This window comes from Marinobacter nauticus (assembly GCF_003634635.1).
Lineage (GTDB): Bacteria > Pseudomonadota > Gammaproteobacteria > Pseudomonadales > Oleiphilaceae > Marinobacter > Marinobacter nauticus.
Map to the genome: position 1 here is coordinate 258,060 of NZ_RBJB01000005.1, position 17,908 is coordinate 275,967.

The following is a 17,908-nucleotide window of genomic DNA, read 5'->3' on the forward strand; positions in this document are numbered from 1 at the left end:
TAATGGTGTACTCAATAACGACTGTCTTACTAGTCTGGTAGGCGGTTGTGGGCTGGTCAACCTGAGGCGGCCGGAACCGGTTTTTCAGGGGTTCGGTTATCCTTTAGTCCCGCTTGCTTGTACCCCCCCTCTTTCCTGACTAACCTGCAAAGGTACTCTTTTGTTTACCCTGTCCCCCAGGAGGTGCTTATGGCGGAATCCGCGAACAAGGACACCGGCCAGACCAAGCCGCGTAAAGTGAAGTACCGGAAGACCAAGGCCAGTTGGAACCCTGCCATGCAGGCCATTCCTGTTTCGGGGATTCGTCGCCTGGTGAATATGGCATCTACCATGAAGGATGTGATTCACCTGTCGATCGGCCAGCCAGATCTGCCCACGCCCAAGCATGTTATCGACGCCTACATTGATGCGCTCAATGCCGGCCAGACCGGTTACACCATGGATGCCGGCCTGCCGGAGTTGCTGGTTGCACTACGGGATTACTATGGCAAGCGCTACAACCGCAAGCTCACCCGTGACAACATCCTGGTAACGAGCGGCGCGACTGAAGCCATGTATCTGGCCATTTCGGCCACCTCGGCGCCCGGGCGGCAGTTCATCGTGACCGACCCATCGTTTCTGTTGTATGCACCTTTGATCCGGATGACCGGGGGTGAGGTGAAGTTTGTTCCCACGCGGGCCGAGAACAACCACCAGCTGGATCCGGACGATGTGATTCGGGCCATGGGCTCCCGCACCTTTGCGCTGATCCTGAACAACCCGAACAACCCCACCGGGGCGGTGTATCCCCGCAGTACCGTGGAGACCATTCTGGAAGAGTGCGCCTATCGTGGTATCCAGGTATACGCTGATGAAGTGTATGACCACCTGATTTTTGATGACGATGATTTTGCCAGTGTCCTCAATTGCTCCATGGACCTGGACAACATCATGTGCATCAGCAGTTTCTCCAAAACCTACAGTATGGCCGGCCTCCGCGTGGGCTGGGTCATTTCCAGCCAGGCGGCGATCAAGTCCCTGCGCCGGTACCATATGTTCACCACCTCAGTGGCCAATACCCCATCCCAGTTTGCCGGCGTGGCGGCGCTGACGGCCGACCAGCAATGCGTTCAGGACATGGTGGATATCTACCGGGAGCGTCGGGACAAGGTTGTCGAGTTGATTGATCAAACCCCTTACCTGACCGGCTACAAGCCCGGCGGTGCCTTTTTCGCTTTCCCGGACTTGCCGCCCCACGTGGATGGTTCGGATCTGGCCTTGCGCATGCTGAAGGAAACCGGTGTCTGCGTGGTGCCGGGGGACGCCTTTGGTGAGCACTGCACCAACGCCTTGCGGTTCAGTTTCTCCACTACCTGCGAGCGTATGGAAGAGGCCTTTGACCGGATCATCCCCTGGATGGCCAAACAGCAGTTCTGAGGCCTGGCATGTCGGCTCTGGAATCCGTCCTGATTCAATGTCCCTACTGTTGGGAGACGCTGGATATCAGCGTCGACCCGACCGTGCCTGAGCAGGAATATGTCGAGGACTGCCAGGTGTGCTGTCAGCCCATTGTTCTGACTGTCCAGTTGGAAGAGGGGCGAGTCGTCAGTGTGGATGCCCGCCCAGAGAATGAGTAAGCGCATGACCAATCGTTAATGCCAGTCGGTTGCGGTGCAGGGCGCTCTGGCGCAGGATAAAAGCCGACCAATTTGCAGGGAATCCAATCATGTTGAATCACGCCAAAGCCTGGCTGCTGTCTCTGTTCGTTGTGCTGACGGCTAGCGGCTGCGCAAGCCTTTCGCCCTACGCCATCTCCGAGGGTGAGATTGAGGGTCACCTGAAGGATGTGGTGGCGGAGTTTGATCGAAAACAGCTGCAGAGTGGGTCGCCTCTCAGTCTCAGCCTGGATGACGCGGATATTACCCTTGGACCTGATGGTCGGGACGTAGCGGTGATCGACCTGCGTGGACAGGTAGCCCTGAATGCGTTGATGGCCAAGTTACCCGTGGACCTCGCTTTGAAAGTGGAGGGCGCGCCGGTATACGACCGCCAGGAGAAAGCGGTGTATATCCGCCGCTTGCAGTTGCTGGAGAGCTCGATTGACTCGCCCTTCTTCAAAGGGGATCTGGCACCCATCACCGACAATGTCATGCGAGCGGTGGCTCAGATGCTGGAAACCATGCCGGTGTATCGTCTGGATGAAACCGATTTCGCCCAGCGCATGTTCGGGATGGTACCGATGGATGTGCGGGTAGCCCCGGGACGACTGGAGTTTGTGATGGCGGATCAGTAAGGCCAGATCCTGCCTTGCGGTGAGTGGAAGCAAAAAAGGCCGGGTGGATGACGTTCCTCCCGGCCTTTCTGCTTGCTGGTACCGGCCTATGGCTCAGGCCGTGGCTTTCAGTGCCTCTTCGAAGATGCCGGTGGCTTCGTCAATCTGGTGCTGGTTGACGATCAGCGGCGGCAGCCAGCGTACTATCTCCTGGTATGGGCCACACCGCAGCATCAGCAGCCCCCGCTTTTCACATTCTTTCAGGATCTTGCCGGCGCGTTCTCCGTCCGGGCAGTCTCCGCGGCGCATCTCCACGCCAACCATCAGGCCTTTGCCCCGGACATCTGCCATTTCCGGGTAGTCCTTTTTCAAACTGTGCAGGTTGTCCCACAGGCGTTTGCCCATCGCATCGGCGTTCTGCACCAGGCCCTCTTCCTGAATCACGTCGATGGTTGCTATGGCGGCAGCCGCCGCTACAGCGTTGCCGCCATAGGTGCCGCCCTGAGAACCCGGCCAGCCCTTGGCCATGGTTTCTTCTGAAGCCGCCAGAGCAGAAATGGGGAAGCCGCTGGCCAGGCCTTTGGCGATCATGATGGCGTCGGGTGTTACCCCGAAGTGTTCGTGGGCCCAGAACTTGCCGCTGCGGCCGAACCCGGCCTGTACTTCGTCAAACACCAGCATGATGCCGTGCTTGTCGCAGCGCTCCCGCAACCCCTGCATAAAACGAGCGTTGGCCGGCACATAGCCACCCTCGCCCTGAACCGGCTCAATCAGCATGGCCGCGGTTTCCTTGGGGGCGGAATAGGTCACGAAGATGCGATCCAACTCTCTCAGGCAGAAGTCCGTGGCCTCATCCAGGCTCCAGCCGTAATGGAAGGCGTGGGGGAATGGCGCGACGACCACGCCCCCCATCATGGGGCTGACACCGGCTCGCAGGCCCACGCTGGAGGTGGTCATGGACAGTGAGCCCATGGTACGACCATGAAAGCCGCCATGGAATACGATCACATTGGGGCGGCCGGTGGCCTGGCGCACCAGGCGGATGGCACCTTCGGCAACTTCGGTGCCGGCATTGGAAAAGAAAAAGGCATTCAGCGGATCCGGGGTCACGGCGCCGAGTTTTTCTGCCAGTTCAGGTAGTCTCGGGTTCATGACTGTGGTGGCCTGGGCATGGATCATGGTGGCTACCTGTTTCTGGGCGGCTTCCACCACTTTCGGGTGACAGTGCCCGGTACTGGTGACACCAATGCCGGATGTAAAGTCCAGGTAACGGCGACCTTCAGGATCAATGATATAGGCCCCTTCGCCTTTGGCAGCGGTGATGCCGGTAGCCTGCTTGAGCAGGGGAGACAGTTTGCCTTTGTGGTCGGTCATGGACACCTCCCGAAGTGAATGGAATACCTCTTTTGCAGCCTAGTCAGGCCCCAAGGCGTTTACAAATAGCATCCCCGATTTCCCGGGTGCTGCGTTGTTCAGAGCCTTTCTCTGCGAGATCCGCGGCCACCGCATCAAACAGTTCCTGCCCGGCCTGGGCCAGCAACGGATCTTTTCGGCCTAGCCAGTCCAGCATGCGGGCGGTGGTAAACAGCATGGCGGTTGGATCAGCGATGCCCTGGCCGGCGATATCCGGCGCGCTACCGTGGGTGGGTTCAAACATGGAGGGCATGTCCGGGTCGGTCGGGTTCAGGTTGCAGGACGGAGCTACCCCCATGCCCCCCGAGATCACGGCGGCCAGATCGGTCAGAATATCGCCCTGGAGGTTGCTGGCTACGACTACGTCAAAGGCCCAGGGGCTGGAGACAAATTTCATGCAGGCGGCATCCACCAGTTCGTGATGGGTGGCTACATCCGGGAATTCCCGGCTGATTTCCTCAAACACTTCGGTATACATGTCACCCCAGTAGCGCAGGGCATTGCGCTTGGTGATCAGGCATACCTGGCTTTCGCAGGTCTTGCCATCCAGTGTCCGGAAGCTGCGGGTGCGGCCTTGCTGAATACGTTCTCCGGCCCGTTTACGAGCCTGTTCAAAGCCGTACCGTATAATGCGCTCAGTGGCCCGGCGGGTGAACACCTCCATCTGGGTGGCCACTTCGTCGGGCGATCCCGGGCGCAGCCGGCCACCCTGACTGACGTACTCACCCTCGCTGTTCTCGCGAATCACCAGCATATCGATGTCCTTGGCGCGGTCATCTTTCAGGTACTGGCGAGCGCCGGGGAGCAGTCGTGCCGGGCGTTCACACACCCACTGGTCAAAGCCTTTTCGCATGTCCAGCAGGGGCGCGAGCGAAATGCTGTCCGGTAACAGATAGCGCTCCGGGTCGTGCATGGGGCCCGGATCTCCCAGCGCGCCCAGCAATATGGCGTCGTAGGCCTTGAGCTGCTCAAGGGCATCTGCGGGCCAGGATTCACCGTGTTCTTCATGCCAAGCGTGAGAAGGCCATGGAAAACGGGTCCATTCCAGTGGCAAGCTGTGCCTGGATCGCAGTGTCTCCAGGCAGCGCACGGCTTCCGCGACCACTTCCGGGCCGATACCATCTCCGGGTGTTACTGCAATACGGGTGGTCTGGGCCATCCATGAACCTCCTTGCAAGAGCGACTTGACTGATTAAATACACCAAAACCAGTGTAGACCCGCAGCCGGCAGATGCCACCCGACTATGGGTGGTATAACGAGTTTTCGTTTTACCCGATTGCGGATGGTGTCTATAGTTGAATGTGATTGATTCTTTTACAGTTCCACCCGAATTCATTTCGAGCGAGCCGCTCTGGAGCTTCTGTGGATAGACCCTCTGTTCTTTTTGATGAATCCCATTGCGACGAGTGCGCCTGTGGTAATGGCCTGGATTTTTCGTTCAGCTTTGCCTTCCAGCCTATTGTTGATGCCACCAATAAAACGGTGTTTGCATACGAGGCGCTGGTGCGCGGAACCGAAGGGCAAGGGGCCATGACTGTGCTGGATAAGGTGAATAGCCAGAACCAGTACGCGTTCGACCAGATATGCCGGGTCAAGGCGGTGAAGCTGGCGTCGCGGCTTGATATGAAGGCCATGTTGAGCATCAACTTCATGCCCAACGCGGTCTATCAGGCAGAATATTGCATTCGCACCACGCTGGCGGCCGCCAAGACCTATGATTTCGACACCCGGAAGATCATCTTCGAGGTGGTAGAGGGTGAGGAGATGACCTCGGTTGATCACCTAACCTCCATCATCGAGGCCTACAAGAGCATGGGGTTCAGCACCGCCATTGATGATTTCGGTGCCGGTTACTCCCGCTACAACCTGATGATCTCGAGCCCGCCGGATTTGCTGAAGCTGGATATGGGGCTGGTTCGCAACATTCATGCGGAACCCAACAAGCAGGCAGTGGTCTCAGGTATCATCACCATGATACGCCAGCTTGGCGGCCGAATTGTGGCGGAGGGCGTGGAAACGCCGGAAGAATACTTCTGGTTTCGTTCTCAAGGGATTGCCCTTTACCAGGGCTACCTGTTCGCCAAACCGGGATTCGAATGTCTGCCGGAGCCAGTGTTTCCCGACTGATTGACTCTTAACAGGATGTTTCTGTGCTCTATCGCCTGATTACCCTGATTGGCGGCCTGGTCTTTGTGGCTGCCCTGTTTGCCCTGGTCTGGTTCTTCTGCAAGAAGTTTCTGCAACATCATGGCGTGACCGACCAGACCTCGGACCGCGCGACTGTACTGGCTACCTGGACCTTTGCCGGAATCGCCATCGGCCTGGTGTTTGCCGTGGTGGGCGCGTTCGTGCTTGGTCCATGGGCGTTCTATCGCACCCTGCGCGGTCATGGTGTTGACATTGCCGATGGTGCGGCTATCTGGTGGGGCTTCGGTATCGTGGCGGTATCTCTGGCGATTACCGCGGCTGGCTTCTTCGGCTTTCTGATGCTGGTCGGAGCCTATTGAGCCTTTTGCAGGTTTCGCAGCAAGTCCCGAAACCACACCAGCGCCGGTTCCTGTTCATAAGCCTTGTGCCAATACAGATGCACATCAATCGACGGCATCTCCACCGGCGGCGCCAGCACTTCGATGTCGGTGTTCTGGGCAATGATCCGGGCGTAGGTTTCCGGCATCGTCAGTAACAGGTCTGAGCTCTCCACCACCCGGCAGGCCGCGTAGTAGTGCTGGCAGCGTAGGCGAATAGTGCGCTGGGCGCCGTGGCGGGAGAGCTCGAAATCCTCAATACCCGGGCCCTCGGCTCGTGACGACACCAGAATGTGCCGGGCCTCCAGATAGCTGGCCATATCCAGCCCTTGCGCGATAACCGGGTGACCCTTTCGCGCCAAGACCACCAGTCGGTCCTGCCTCAGCAGTTCATGGCTGGTCTGGTTGCTCACCGGCAGTAACACATCAATGGCAAAGTCCAGCTTGCCTGCGGCCAGTTGCGTTTCCATGTCTCGTCTTGCCACCCGTTGACTCTGCACCTCCATGTCCGGATAGGGCGCGAGTTTTGAAATCAGTTGAGGCAGAAAGGTGGATTCCAGAACATCCCGAAGGCCGAGAGCGTAGGTTTTACGCTGGCTGGCGGGGTCGAAGGCGTGAAACTGATTCACTGCACTCTGGATCTGGTTCAACCCCGGGCGCATGGATTCCAGAAACCGTCGGGCCAGGGGGGTGGGCACCATCTGGTTACCCTGGCGGGTAAACAGCGGATCATTGAAATGATCCCGAAGCCGAGCCAGGGAATGACTGATGGCAGGCTGGGTCAGATGCAGAGCCTTTGCGGCCCGCGTCAGGCTTCCTTCCCGATAGATAGTGTCGAAAACATGCAGCAGGTTCAGGTCCGGTCTATTCAGCGCCATGATGAGGTTCCGTTTTCTGAATAAGCATGGTTAATGATAAACGATAAGAACAATTCAGTCGCGTAATAATGCTTTGGCTCCTAGACTGATTCCCATCTGATCGACATTGCCCCCGACAGGGCGGCCAGCGCGAGGAGCTGCACCATGGATTTCAATATTTCCGAGAAAGGCCAGGATTACCTGAAGCGCGTGAAACAGTTCATGCGCGACGAGATTTTTCCCATTGATGAGCAGTATCACAAGGAGCTTGCTTCTCAGGAAAACCGCTGGGTGGTGCTGCCGATCATCAAAGAACTGAAAGAAAAAGCCAAGGCCCAGGGCCTGTGGAACATGTTCTTTCCTGACGACAAGTACGGCTGTGGCCTGCTCAACTCTGATTACGCCCTGATTGCCGAAGAAACCGGTCGCAGCTTCATCGCCCCGGAAATCTTCAACTGCAACGCGCCGGATACCGGCAACATGGAAGTACTGATCCACTACGGCTCCGAAGAACAGAAAGCCGAATGGCTGCCGAAACTGCTGAGCGGCGAAATCCGCTCCGCCTTCTGCATGACCGAACCGGCGGTTGCCTCTTCCGATGCCACCAACATGGAAGCCACCGCCACCGTAGAAGGTGACGAAGTGGTGCTCAACGGCCGCAAATGGTGGAGCACCGGCATTGGCCACCCAGACTGCAAAGTGGGCATTTTCATGGGTGTAACCGACCCGGATGCCCAAAAGCACCGCCGACACTCAATGGTGCTGGTGCCGCTGGATGCCCCGGGCATCACCATCGAGCGCATGCTGCCGGTCTTTGGCGCCTACGACGAGCCCTACGGCCACGGCCAGGTGTTGTTCGACAACGTACGTTTGCCCAAAAGCGCCATCATCGCCGGCCCGGGCCGCGGCTTCGAAATCGCTCAGGGCCGTTTGGGGCCAGGCCGCGTGCACCACTGCATGCGTGCCATCGGGGCTGCCGAGCGCGCTCTTGAGATCATGATCAAGCGCGCTATGACCCGCGAAGCTTTCGGTCGGCCAATCGCCAAGCTGGGCGGCAATTCGGACATCATCGCCAATGCCCGTATGAACATCGAACAGGCACGGTTGCTGACCCTGAAATGTGCCTGGGCCCTGGATACCAAGGGCATTATGGGCGCGTTGCAGGAAGTGTCCATGATCAAGGCGGTGGTGCCGAAGATGCTTCAGCAGATTGTGGATGACGCGATTCAGATTCACGGCGGGGCCGGTGTCAGCGACGATGATTTCCCGCTGACAGCGTTATTCGGCTACGCTCGGGTTCTGAGGTTGGCCGATGGCCCGGATGAAGTTCATCGGGCTATGGTGGCGCGGTTGGAGCTTCGGAAGTACAAGTCCTGAGTCGGGCGTGGGAGTTTTACTCCTCTAGCCTCTGAGTGCGGAGGTGGGCGCCGGTGGCCCGGGGGTTCTGAAAAGCGCTCCTGGCGGCACATCCATGTGGCGCTTGTGTTCCGCCATCCATGGCTCCACAAATTTTCAGAACCCCCGGCCCACCGGCTCCTGCGTGCTCAGGAGAGGGCTGTCAGAACAGCATGCTCAGTGGTATGGGAGTTGGTACCGGAGGGGCTGTCCAAAAATGTCGGAGGCCATGGATGGCCGGAGAGAAGCGCACATGGATGTGCTTGTAGCGGTTTTTGGACAGCCCCTCCGGTACCAACTCTTACTCCGGGGTAAAAAAGAACAGGAACTCCAAAACATAACGGAGAGAAACAACGATGACACAACGGGTATTTATAACCGGCGGGGCCAGTGGCCTGGGCCGGGCGATTGCGTTGCGGTATGCCAAAGAAGGGGCCAAAGTCTGCATCGGGGACATTAACCCGGAGCAGGGCGTGGCTGTTGAGGCGGAACTGAACCAGGCCGGTGGCGAAGGTTATTTCGTGGAATGCGATGTGCGCCGCCTGAGCGACTTCGAGAAAGTCCGTGATGACCTGGTCCAGAAATGGGGTGGAGTGGACGTAGTCGTGAACAACGCCGGCGTTGCCTCCGCAGGCTCCATTGAAGACACCACCATCGGTGACTGGGAATGGATTCTCGACATCAACGTACTGGGCGTCGTGCGTGGCTGCAAAGCCTTTACCCCGCTGTTCAAGGAACAAGGCTCCGGCGCGTTTGTGAATGTCGCCTCCATGGCCGGGCTTATGCTGGCGCCATTGATGGACAGCTACAATGTTTCCAAAGCCGGGGTGATAGCCCTGTCGGAAACCCTCAGCCAGGAATTGCGTGATTCCGGCATTCACGTCAGTTGCGTGTGCCCGGCGTTCTTCCAGACCAACCTGGCCAGCACCATGCGTTCGGATATTCCCGGTATTCAACAGAACGTGAACAAGCTGATGAAGCGCTCCAGCATCACCGCCGAAGACGTGGCCGAGGATATCTTCCGCAGTGTGAAAGACAAAGACTTCTGGGTACTGCCCCACGCCAAAGAGCGCCGCATGTGGATGCTCAAGCGCCACGCACCCTGGGCGTTTGACTGGCTGATGCACCAGGAAACCAAGCGCTGGATGAGCAAGATGGGTAGCAAGGCGAACGCCTGAACACATCACAGGAGAGATTGAATGACACAGATCGACCAGGCCGTAGACATCCGTGAAGGCGAAGAGCTGGATATCAGCGCCGTCGACCAGTTCATGAAGAAGGCCATTCCGGGCCTGGAAGGCCAGCCGAGCATCAAGCAGTACCCCGGTGGTGCGTCCAACCTGACCTATCAGGTGGATTATGGCGACCAGTCATACGTGCTGCGCCGGCCACCGTTCGGCAAGATCGCCAAGTCCGCCCACGACATGCTGCGGGAAGCGCGGGTGATGGAGGCGTTGAAGCCAGTCTATCCCTACGTGCCCAACATTGTTGCCATTTGCGACGATCACAGTGTACTGGGGTGTGATTTCTATGTAATGGAGCGCCTGAAGGGCATCATTCTGCGCCAGGATTTCCCGAAGGATTTGGAATTGAGCGCCGAAGACACTCGCAAACTGTGCCTGAACGTGATCGACAAGCTGGTGGATCTGCATACGGTGGACGCCAAGGCTGCAGGCCTGGACAAGCTAGGCAAGGGCGCGGGTTACGTGCAGCGGCAGATTGGCGGCTGGAGCGACCGCTTCCGCAAGGCCCGTACCGACGATGTCGGTGACTTCGAAGAGGTCATGGCCTGGCTGAACGATAAGATGCCGGATGATATCGCTCAGGTGGTTATTCACAACGACTACCGTTTCGACAATGTGGTGCTGAACCCGGACAACCCGTTTGAAGTGATTGGCGTGCTGGACTGGGAAATGGCCACTATTGGTGATCCGCTGATGGACCTGGGCAACAGTCTGGCCTATTGGATCGAAGCCGACGATGAAGGCCCGTTCCAGATGCTGCGGCGCCAGCCCACGCACCGGCCGGGCATGCTGACTCGTAAAGAAGTGGTGGACTACTACATGGAGAAATCCGGCTTCCGGGCGGAAAAGTTCGACTTTTATGAAATTTACGGGCTGTTCCGCCTGGCGGTGATCATCCAGCAAATCTACTACCGCTTTTATCACGGCCAGACCAAAGACAAACGCTTCGCCGCCTTTGGCCACGCCGCCAACTATCTGGAGAAACGGTGCCGGCGCCTGATTAGCGAGAGCACCCTGTAATGGCCACGATTTATCTGGTGCGCCACGGTCAGGCCAGTTTCGGCAAGGAAAACTACGACCAGCTCTCGCCGCGAGGCTGGGAGCAGGGCAGGATTCTGGGCTGCTGGCTGGCGGGCAAGGTGGAGCCGGGTGCTGTTTTTGGCGGTAACCTGCAGCGCCATCGGGAAACTGTGGAGGCGATCACTACCGGTTACGGTGTCAGCCTGCCGGATATGCAGGTGCTGGAAGGCCTGAACGAGTTTGATCATCTGGAAGTGGTGGAGCGCCTGCGTCCGGAATGGGCGGATAAACAGGTGATGGCGCGGGACCTCGCCAGCTTTCCCAAACCTGCTAGAGCCTTCCAGCAGGCTTTCGAGAAGGCAGTGACCCGCTGGGTGAGTGGCGAGTTCGACCAGGAATACAGCGAAACCTGGAACGGATTCCGGCAGCGGGTTGGCCATGCACTGGATCAGCTGATCGAACTGGCCGATGGTGCCGATGTGATTGTGTCTACCTCTGGCGGCCCCATTGCGGTCATTGCCCAGCGCCTGCTTGAACTGTCAGACCGCAAGGCGCTGGAGATGAACAATGTGATTGCCAACACCAGCGTGTCCCGCATTCTGTATTCCGGCCCCCGGCGCAGCCTGGCCGTATTCAACAACTATAGCCACCTGGAAGCGGAAGACCCCGCCCTGGTGACATTCCGATAAGCTGAGGGAATTCCATGAGCAACAAAAACCTGTTCGACCTGACTGGCAAAGTCGCCCTGGTAACCGGCGCCAGCCGCGGTATCGGCGAGAGTATCGCCCGTACGCTGGCTCATTACGGTGCTCACGTGATTGTCAGTAGCCGCAAGATTGACGGTTGTGAGGCCGTGGCCAGTAGCATCCGTGAAGACGGCGGCAGCGCCGAAGCCTTCGCCTGCCACATTGGCGAGATGGACCAGATTGAAGCGGTGTGGGAGCACATCGCCAAAGCGCACGGCAAACTGGATATCCTGGTGAACAACGCAGCCGCCAACCCATACTTCGGTCCGGTGGAAGACACCGACCTGGGTGCTTTCCACAAAACCGTAGATGTGAACATCCGTGGTTACTTCTTCATGTGCGCCCGTGGCGCTCAGCTGATGAAAAAGAACGGTGGTGGTTCCATTGTGAACGTGGCCTCGGTTAACGGCGTAAACCCCGGCCACTTCCAGGGCATCTATTCGGTGACCAAGGCAGCAGTGATTTCCATGACCAAATCTTTCGCCATGGAACTGGGCCAGCAGAATGTGCGGGTAAATGCCTTGTTGCCGGGCCTGACCGATACCAAATTTGCCAGCGCCCTGACCACCAATGAGGCCATCAAGAAGCAGGCCATGGCCCACATCCCGATGAAGCGTGTGGCGGATCCCGATGAAATGGCGGGTACTGTGCTGTACCTGGTGTCTGACGCTTCCAGCTATACCACAGGAGCCTGCATTAATGCGGATGGTGGTTACCTGACGGTCTGACACAGATCGAGACGCAAAAAGGGCCGGATGATACGGATTCATCCGGCCCTTTTTTGGTATCGCGATCCGTGTTTAGCTGCAGGTCAGCGCTGCAAAATCTCCTTTCAGCTCACTGGCTCTGGCCAGCAGCTGATCTTGATGCCGGCTATCTCCAGCCTGCAGAAGATCGTGCATCAAGCCGGCCATCGCCACCCGGCTTTCGGCCAGCATGGCCTGGTATTCCGCTCCTCTGGCGCGCTCTGAGTGAACCAGCAACTCGTTCACCTGTTCAGCAAAGCCGGACTGGCGTCGTCTCTCCAGCGTGTCGAGCAATGCCAATTGCCAGTTTCTCCGCCCTGTTAACCAGATTTCCGTTTGCCGGCCACGGTTCGCTGACCAGTTTTCGACGATGGCCCGCTGTTGCTGATTCAGGTCGCCAAGCCATCGTTCAATACGCTCAATAGCCCGTTCAGAGCGCGCCTGTGCCGTTTGAGCGGGTGTTCCCTCCAGCATTTCCTGCTCCAGCTCCTGCTGCTTCTCCGCCATGTTGTCGGCTAGTTGCGCTACCTGCTCATCCGATAGAGAAGACAGCAGATTAACGGCTACCGGAGTGGCCCGTTCCAACAATCCGGGTAAGAAGTCCATGAGTTGTTCCTGGTGGAACAGAACCGTGGCCTCGCTCGGCGTCCCTTCCGCCAGATCTGATTTGAGGACTGCCAACCATTGCTGGTAACGGGGCAACTCTGCTGAGCAATGCCATTGTCTGAGCGCTTCCAGATCCTGACTCAACTGAGCTTCTTGTTCACCGGTCAGGCTGATGTAATCCTCTACCCACCAGACGACGCCCCAGTCGGCGTAGCGGTAGGCCAGGCGCGTCTGACTGCAGCCCGCCAAAAACGTCAGTAACATCAGCCCGACGATCCAGCGGGCGCGGCGTGTTCCGGGCGTTGGGTCATCCATTACCTGTGCTCCTTGGTAAAAAGCCGTATGGAAAAATGTTGCATGCTCACTAAGATGTTGCGATCCAGCATCGGCGGCAGTGTCTTTTCTCCTACGCTGCGGTCGCCTGATTGGATTCGGCAGTGTTCCATACGTTAAAACCGGGAAGGAAAACATGTCCAGTTACAAGCAAACGCGTGTGCGCCAGTTTGTTTTTGCCTTTTACATGTCCGGCATCATGTCGCTATTGATGTCTGGGATTATCACCCTGATCAATACCGGCCTGACCGAGGGCTATTTCCATCGCTGGGGCGCAGCATTTGTGGTCGCCTGGACGGTGGCCTTCCCGCTGGTCAGCTTTATCGCACCAATGGCAGGCAAAATGGCGGACTGGACCATGGCCCGATTGTTTTCCAAAGAACGCCGGCCAGACTGATAAGGCCAGTGTATTGCTGCTATTCACCTTACAATTGTTCGCCTAAATGTGAAAGTTTGTAAATCCGTTTCTCTCGCCTCACCGTAATTTGCTTTCGACACTGGTCAGGGACTGAATCAGTGCAGGTTCGAACCACTTTAACCTGGTAATCAACCCTCCAGACGAGGCACGAAAAATGAAAGCAAAATACGCTTTACCGATGGTTTTAGCGGGCAGTGTCATGCTATCCGGTTGTTGGCTTGATGACGATGATAACGACGATAACGGCAGCACCGATGCTGCAACCCAAAGCATTCTGGAAATCGCTGTTGAGAATGAAAACACGACCATTCTGGAAGCTGCCGTTCTTGAAGCCGATCCATCCATCGCGGAACTGCTCGGCGGAGATGATCAGTTAACGGTGCTCGCACCGACCGACGCCGCCTTTGAAGCCCTGCTGGGCGACCTGGGACTTACGGCGGAACAGTTGTTAGCCAACACGGAGTTATTAAACACGGTTCTTACCTACCATGTCCTTGCAACGTCTGTGGGTGAAGTGAAGGCTGCCGCTGCGATCAGCGTTGCGCAAAGCCCGGTTCCACAAAACCTCGTTCCAACCGTGAATGGTGAAAACGTCGCGCTGTCTATTTCACAGGAAAGCGGAGAAGACGTGCTATACGTCAACACGTCTCGAGTAACGGGGCCAGATGTAGACGCCACCAATGGTGTTATTCACCTTATCGACAAAGTGCTGCTTCCGCCGCCGAGCGATCTCAGTGATACAGACTCAACGATTGCAGAAATCGTAACCGCGCTGGCGGGGGCTGAAAACGCGGAGTTTACAACGCTACTTGCGGCACTCCAGACCCCTGGTGCGGCAGCGTTGCTCACTGCAGCTGCGGACGTTGATGCAACCTTGACGGTGTTCGCACCAACAGATGCCGCTTTTGAGGCGTTACTGACGGATCTCGGTATTACAGCCGGCGACTTGCTCAATGATCCGAATCTGCCAGCCATTCTGAGCCAGCATATTCTCGGAACTACGGTCGGCTCTCTTACGGCATACGCTTCTAACGGCGGAACTGTAACAACATTGGCCAGCAACAACTTGAACGTTGATATACAGGACAACGCTCTGGTTATCGAGGGCAGTACCGTCGTCGAAGCTGATGTTGAGGCGTCTAACGGAGTGATTCATGTGATCGACGAGGTAATTTTTACAGTCGACTGACAGACGAAACACGCTTTCTTTGAACAAAGTATGAATGCCAGGCCGGCTGCTGCAGCCGGCCTTTTTATATTGACTTACTGAATCGAAGAAGCCGGATTTTCGTCGGCAGACTGGGATAAGGTCATGCCCACGGGAGGCCGGAAATGCAGAGAGTAGAGAACCCGATCCAGAACCGCCTGACCGTTCCAGGCCGGATCGTTGTTCACCATACCGACAATGGCCCAGGTGGTGTTGTTATCGTCCCGGGTGAACCCCGCGATTGAGCGAACATTCTCCAGATAACCGGTTTTGATTCGGCCTTCGCCATCCATACCGGTGTTGCGAAGCCGGCGCGCCATGGTTCCGTCCATGGCGATAATGGGCATGGAGGCCATCAGGTCAGAGGCGTAGGGGCTGTCCCAGGCCTGTTGCAGTATCTGGGCGCCTTGCCGGGCCGTGATGCGACCATGGCGGGTGAGCCCGGCGCCATTGTCAATCACCATGCCTGCGGTGTTGATGCCCATATTCTCCAGCCATTCGTACACTGTGCGGATACCGGCTACCCGGTCGTCTTTGTCATCTTCCTTGCGGAACTCGGCGCCAATGGTCAGCAGCATCTGGCGGGCCATGACGTTGCTGCTCCATTTGTTGATGTCTCGCACCATGGAAACCAGATCAGGTGAGGTGGTGCGCATGATCAGCCGTGCGTCTTCCGGTGTGCCCTCAAAGCGGTCGCCACCACTGATAATAATGCCCATTTCCGATAGCACAGAACGAATCACGGAAGCAGAGTACCGTTCGTGCGGTAGCAGAGACAGATAGGTGGTGCTGCGGCAGCCTTGCGGTAACTGTCCGGTTACCCGAACCGTTACTTGATGGTTTTCATGAAATACCGGTTCCCAATCAAACCGGCTGCGGGCAGGGCAGGGACCTTCCGGTAATGCGGTTACCCGGTTATCAATGGAGACTTCGCCCAGATCCGGGGTTGTCCAGGCCTGTGTTCCACGCTCATCGGCGCGCACCTGAAAATGCAGCAGATTCAGGTTGGTCAGATAGCCGGAGGGTTCCACCAGAAAGGGCGCGTGGGGGTTATCGCCGTTATCCTCGAACGTCGGGAAACCGCCGTCGACGCGGAAATAGCTACCGTCAAGCACCAGGTCGCCTTCAATACGGTTAATGCCCATGCTCTTGAGTTCACGCAGGGTGCTCCAGAGTCGTTCCAGAGTCAGTTTGGGATCGCCGCCGAAGCGTACGTAGAGGTTTCCTTCAAGGCTGTCGCCCACCATCATGCCGTCTGTGAGGAAATCGGTCTTCCAGTGGTGGGTAGGGCCCAGGAGTTCCAGGGCAGCATAGGTGGTTACCAGCTTCATGATGGAGCCCGGGCTCATCAGTGTGTCAGCGTTTACATACTGCTCAATGCCGGGGCCGTTGAGGGGAATAACGGCAACACTCAGAGCTTCATCGCTGTTCAGGGATTTGCTGGCGTAACTTCGGATCTGGCTGGCCCAGTGACGGGAGCTGGCAAAGGCCTCTTCCGCAGAGGTCTGTTCTTGAGCGAAAGCCTGGCCGAGCGGGGCGCTGGCCAACGCGATGGCCAGCGCCACTGCTCCTGACGCAAATCTGCCTGTGGCAAGGCCTTTGCCCGCCTGCAACCCCTGAGTATTCATGACCGAAATCCGTTGTTGTGTTCTCTTTGTACAATAGCCCATTCTTTGCGTATGTACTATGCAGAAAAGCTATACATGACGTTAAAAAATGGCAGTAGAGTCTTTGTTTATATTGAGTTTTTGTGACATCGAGTAAGTGGCCTGAAGAATCAGTGAGTTAGTATGACGCCGGCACAGGGGCCTGCGGGCCAATGGGCACAGATTCTCCTGTGGGACAATGCAGAAAATGACGAAAACAAGGGAACGATCATGTTAAAAACGCTGAAGCATCAGGTGAATGTGCTGGAATCGGTTGCCACTTCTTCTTTTGCAGCCTGGCGCGGGTGCCTGGTTATCAAGGCAGTTCCGCAACCTGAGAAGCCGCTGGTTCTCTATGACATTGAAGCCTGTCCATACTGCCGCCGTGTTCGTGAGGTGCTGACGGCATTGCATCTGGACGTTGAGATTCGACCCTGCCCGAAGGGTGGTCGGGTATTCCGCCCGGAAGCCGAGACCCTGGGGGGCAAGCAGCAGTTTCCCCTGCTGCATGACCAGAACACCGGCGAAGTGCTGTATGAATCCGAGGCGATTATCGAGTATCTGTTCCGCCAGTATGCGCATCGTTCCGTGCCTCGCTACTACCAGGGCCGTCCCTGGCAACCGGCACTCGGCGCTGCAGGCTCCGGGGCCAGTGAGCTTCGCGGGATGCGGGCGCGGCCAGCCCGGCGGCCTGAGCAGGGGCTTCACTTGTCGAGTTTCGAGGGCAGCCCGTTCTCGCGCCTGATTCGGGAACGACTCTGCGAAAACGAGATTCCGTACACCTTGCATAATCTGGGCAAGGAACACTGGACCGAAGTCGGACCTGCCCGACAGCGCATCAAACCCGGTCCGTATCGGCCCATTCCTGGCGGCAAGCGGGACGCGTTTTTCCAGCAACATGGCCGGGTGCAGGTGCCCTATCTGGAAGATCCCAATAGCGGGGAGGGGTTGTTTGAATCGGCTCGCATTCTTGCTTATCTGGAAAAAAACTACGGGTAACGAGTTTGCGGAACCGGGGCTGCTAATCCGGCTGCCAGCCGGTATCATCTGCGCGAACAGTGAGCCTTCGCGGAGCCAGGAGTGTTATGTATACCTGCCAGTGCCTTTGTGGTGATATCCAGTTTGAATACGATGGCCCGATTGGGCCTATAGCGCTGTGCCATTGCAGCCAGTGCCGTCGCAATCATGGCAGTGCCTTTTCAGCCAGTGCGCCGGTTCAGGCTGTCCGGTTCCGATTTACGGCCGGTGAGGACCGGATCACCGAATTTGAATCCCGACCCGGCAAATACCGGGCCTTCTGTAGCCGTTGTGGAAGCCCTCTTTACAGCCGGGTCGACGCTATTCCGGGCATCCTCCGGCTGCGAATTGGCGTGATCAATGAGCCGCTGGGAAAACAGGCGGCCCAGCACGTTTATGTGGGGTCGAAATCCGACTGGTTCGAGATCACCGACAACCTTCCGCAGTTCGAAAAAACCGAAAGAACCAACGACCCGCACTGAG

General features: G+C 57.4%; 19 protein-coding genes. 14 read left to right on the top strand and 5 right to left on the bottom strand.

The annotated features are described in order from the left end of the window. The first annotated feature begins 189 nt into the window (after positions 1-189). From C7436_RS16175 to C7436_RS16185, 3 genes are all read left to right on the top strand, one after another. Positions 190-1,416 (top strand): pyridoxal phosphate-dependent aminotransferase, encoded by a 1,227-nt coding sequence (locus C7436_RS16175; protein WP_011785682.1) that lies wholly within the window; start codon positions 190-192, stop codon positions 1,414-1,416. 8 nt (positions 1,417-1,424) lie between these two features. Then, the gene (locus C7436_RS16180; RefSeq protein ID WP_022990918.1) at positions 1,425-1,616 is read left to right on the top strand and encodes a CPXCG motif-containing cysteine-rich protein; all 192 of its coding nucleotides are present in this window, start codon (positions 1,425-1,427) and stop codon (positions 1,614-1,616) included. An 89-nt stretch (positions 1,617-1,705) separates the two neighbouring features. Beyond that, entirely contained in the window at positions 1,706-2,272 is a 567-nt protein-coding gene (locus tag C7436_RS16185) for a DUF1439 domain-containing protein (protein ID WP_022990919.1), read from the top strand. 93 nt (positions 2,273-2,365) lie between these two features. Here C7436_RS16185 and C7436_RS16190 read toward each other — a convergent pair whose 3' ends face one another. Both C7436_RS16190 and C7436_RS16195 read right to left on the bottom strand, forming a co-directional pair. Then, positions 2,366-3,625: an aspartate aminotransferase family protein gene (locus C7436_RS16190; RefSeq protein ID WP_121208449.1), complete on the bottom strand. Its 1,260-nt coding sequence runs from the start codon at positions 3,623-3,625 to the stop codon at positions 2,366-2,368. Positions 3,626-3,668: 43 nt separating this feature from the next. Next, the gene (locus C7436_RS16195) at positions 3,669-4,823 is read right to left on the bottom strand and encodes an isocitrate/isopropylmalate dehydrogenase family protein (RefSeq protein WP_014420795.1); all 1,155 of its coding nucleotides are present in this window, start codon (positions 4,821-4,823) and stop codon (positions 3,669-3,671) included. Between the two features lie 204 nt (positions 4,824-5,027). Between C7436_RS16195 and C7436_RS16200 the strand changes: the two genes are divergently transcribed. Together C7436_RS16200 and C7436_RS16205 are read left to right on the top strand one after the other, a co-directional pair. Next, the gene (locus tag C7436_RS16200; protein WP_211329882.1) at positions 5,028-5,792 is read left to right on the top strand and encodes an EAL domain-containing protein; all 765 of its coding nucleotides are present in this window, start codon (positions 5,028-5,030) and stop codon (positions 5,790-5,792) included. Between the two features lie 23 nt (positions 5,793-5,815). Continuing rightward, positions 5,816-6,172: a hypothetical protein gene (locus tag C7436_RS16205; protein ID WP_011785676.1), complete on the top strand. Its 357-nt coding sequence runs from the start codon at positions 5,816-5,818 to the stop codon at positions 6,170-6,172. On the opposite strand, the gene C7436_RS16210 is transcribed toward C7436_RS16205, so the two are convergent. Continuing rightward, positions 6,166-7,068, bottom strand: coding sequence for a LysR family transcriptional regulator (locus C7436_RS16210; RefSeq protein ID WP_011785675.1), 903 nt, complete (start codon positions 7,066-7,068; stop codon positions 6,166-6,168). The genes C7436_RS16205 and C7436_RS16210 overlap by 7 nt on opposite strands. A gap of 144 nt (positions 7,069-7,212) precedes the next feature. Between C7436_RS16210 and C7436_RS16215 the strand changes: the two genes are divergently transcribed. The 5 genes from C7436_RS16215 (at position 7,213) to C7436_RS16235 (ending at position 12,180) form a co-directional block, all read left to right on the top strand. Then, entirely contained in the window at positions 7,213-8,424 is a 1,212-nt protein-coding gene (locus C7436_RS16215) for an acyl-CoA dehydrogenase family protein (protein WP_121208450.1), read from the top strand. Positions 8,425-8,798: 374 nt separating this feature from the next. Continuing rightward, entirely contained in the window at positions 8,799-9,620 is an 822-nt protein-coding gene (locus C7436_RS16220; RefSeq protein ID WP_011785673.1) for an SDR family oxidoreductase, read from the top strand. Positions 9,621-9,641: 21 nt separating this feature from the next. Next, positions 9,642-10,706, top strand: coding sequence for a phosphotransferase family protein (locus C7436_RS16225; protein WP_121208451.1), 1,065 nt, complete (start codon positions 9,642-9,644; stop codon positions 10,704-10,706). After that, on the top strand, positions 10,706-11,395 hold the full coding sequence (locus tag C7436_RS16230) for a histidine phosphatase family protein (RefSeq protein ID WP_121208452.1): 690 nt from the start codon (positions 10,706-10,708) through the stop codon (positions 11,393-11,395). Before C7436_RS16225 ends, C7436_RS16230 begins: the two co-directional genes overlap by 1 nt. Positions 11,396-11,409: 14 nt before the next feature. Further along, on the top strand, positions 11,410-12,180 hold the full coding sequence (locus C7436_RS16235) for an SDR family oxidoreductase (RefSeq protein ID WP_014420801.1): 771 nt from the start codon (positions 11,410-11,412) through the stop codon (positions 12,178-12,180). Positions 12,181-12,252: 72 nt separating this feature from the next. Here the strand turns inward: C7436_RS16235 and C7436_RS16240 are convergent, their stop codons facing one another. Continuing rightward, on the bottom strand, positions 12,253-13,119 hold the full coding sequence (locus tag C7436_RS16240; protein WP_121208453.1) for a DUF6279 family lipoprotein: 867 nt from the start codon (positions 13,117-13,119) through the stop codon (positions 12,253-12,255). Between the two features lie 154 nt (positions 13,120-13,273). Between C7436_RS16240 and C7436_RS16245 the strand changes: the two genes are divergently transcribed. After that, positions 13,274-13,534 carry a DUF2798 domain-containing protein gene (locus tag C7436_RS16245; RefSeq protein ID WP_014420803.1) on the top strand — a complete coding sequence of 87 codons (261 nt, stop codon included), beginning with the start codon at positions 13,274-13,276 and terminating at the stop codon, positions 13,532-13,534. A gap of 175 nt (positions 13,535-13,709) precedes the next feature. Next, positions 13,710-14,744: a fasciclin domain-containing protein gene (locus tag C7436_RS16250; protein ID WP_121208454.1), complete on the top strand. Its 1,035-nt coding sequence runs from the start codon at positions 13,710-13,712 to the stop codon at positions 14,742-14,744. Positions 14,745-14,818: 74 nt separating this feature from the next. On the opposite strand, the gene dacB is transcribed toward C7436_RS16250, so the two are convergent. Beyond that, a complete protein-coding gene (dacB, locus tag C7436_RS16255) occupies positions 14,819-16,390 on the bottom strand; it encodes a D-alanyl-D-alanine carboxypeptidase/D-alanyl-D-alanine endopeptidase (RefSeq protein WP_121208455.1) in 1,572 nt (523 codons plus the stop codon). Between the two features lie 249 nt (positions 16,391-16,639). Here dacB and C7436_RS16260 point away from each other — a divergent pair, with 249 nt between their 5' ends. Next, complete coding sequence (locus C7436_RS16260; protein WP_121208495.1) at positions 16,640-17,407, top strand: glutathione S-transferase N-terminal domain-containing protein; 768 nt, start codon at positions 16,640-16,642, stop codon at positions 17,405-17,407. An 86-nt stretch (positions 17,408-17,493) separates the two neighbouring features. Continuing rightward, positions 17,494-17,907, top strand: a complete 414-nt coding sequence (locus C7436_RS16265) for a GFA family protein (protein WP_121208456.1) — start codon at positions 17,494-17,496, stop codon at positions 17,905-17,907. Position 17,908 lies beyond the last annotated feature (1 nt).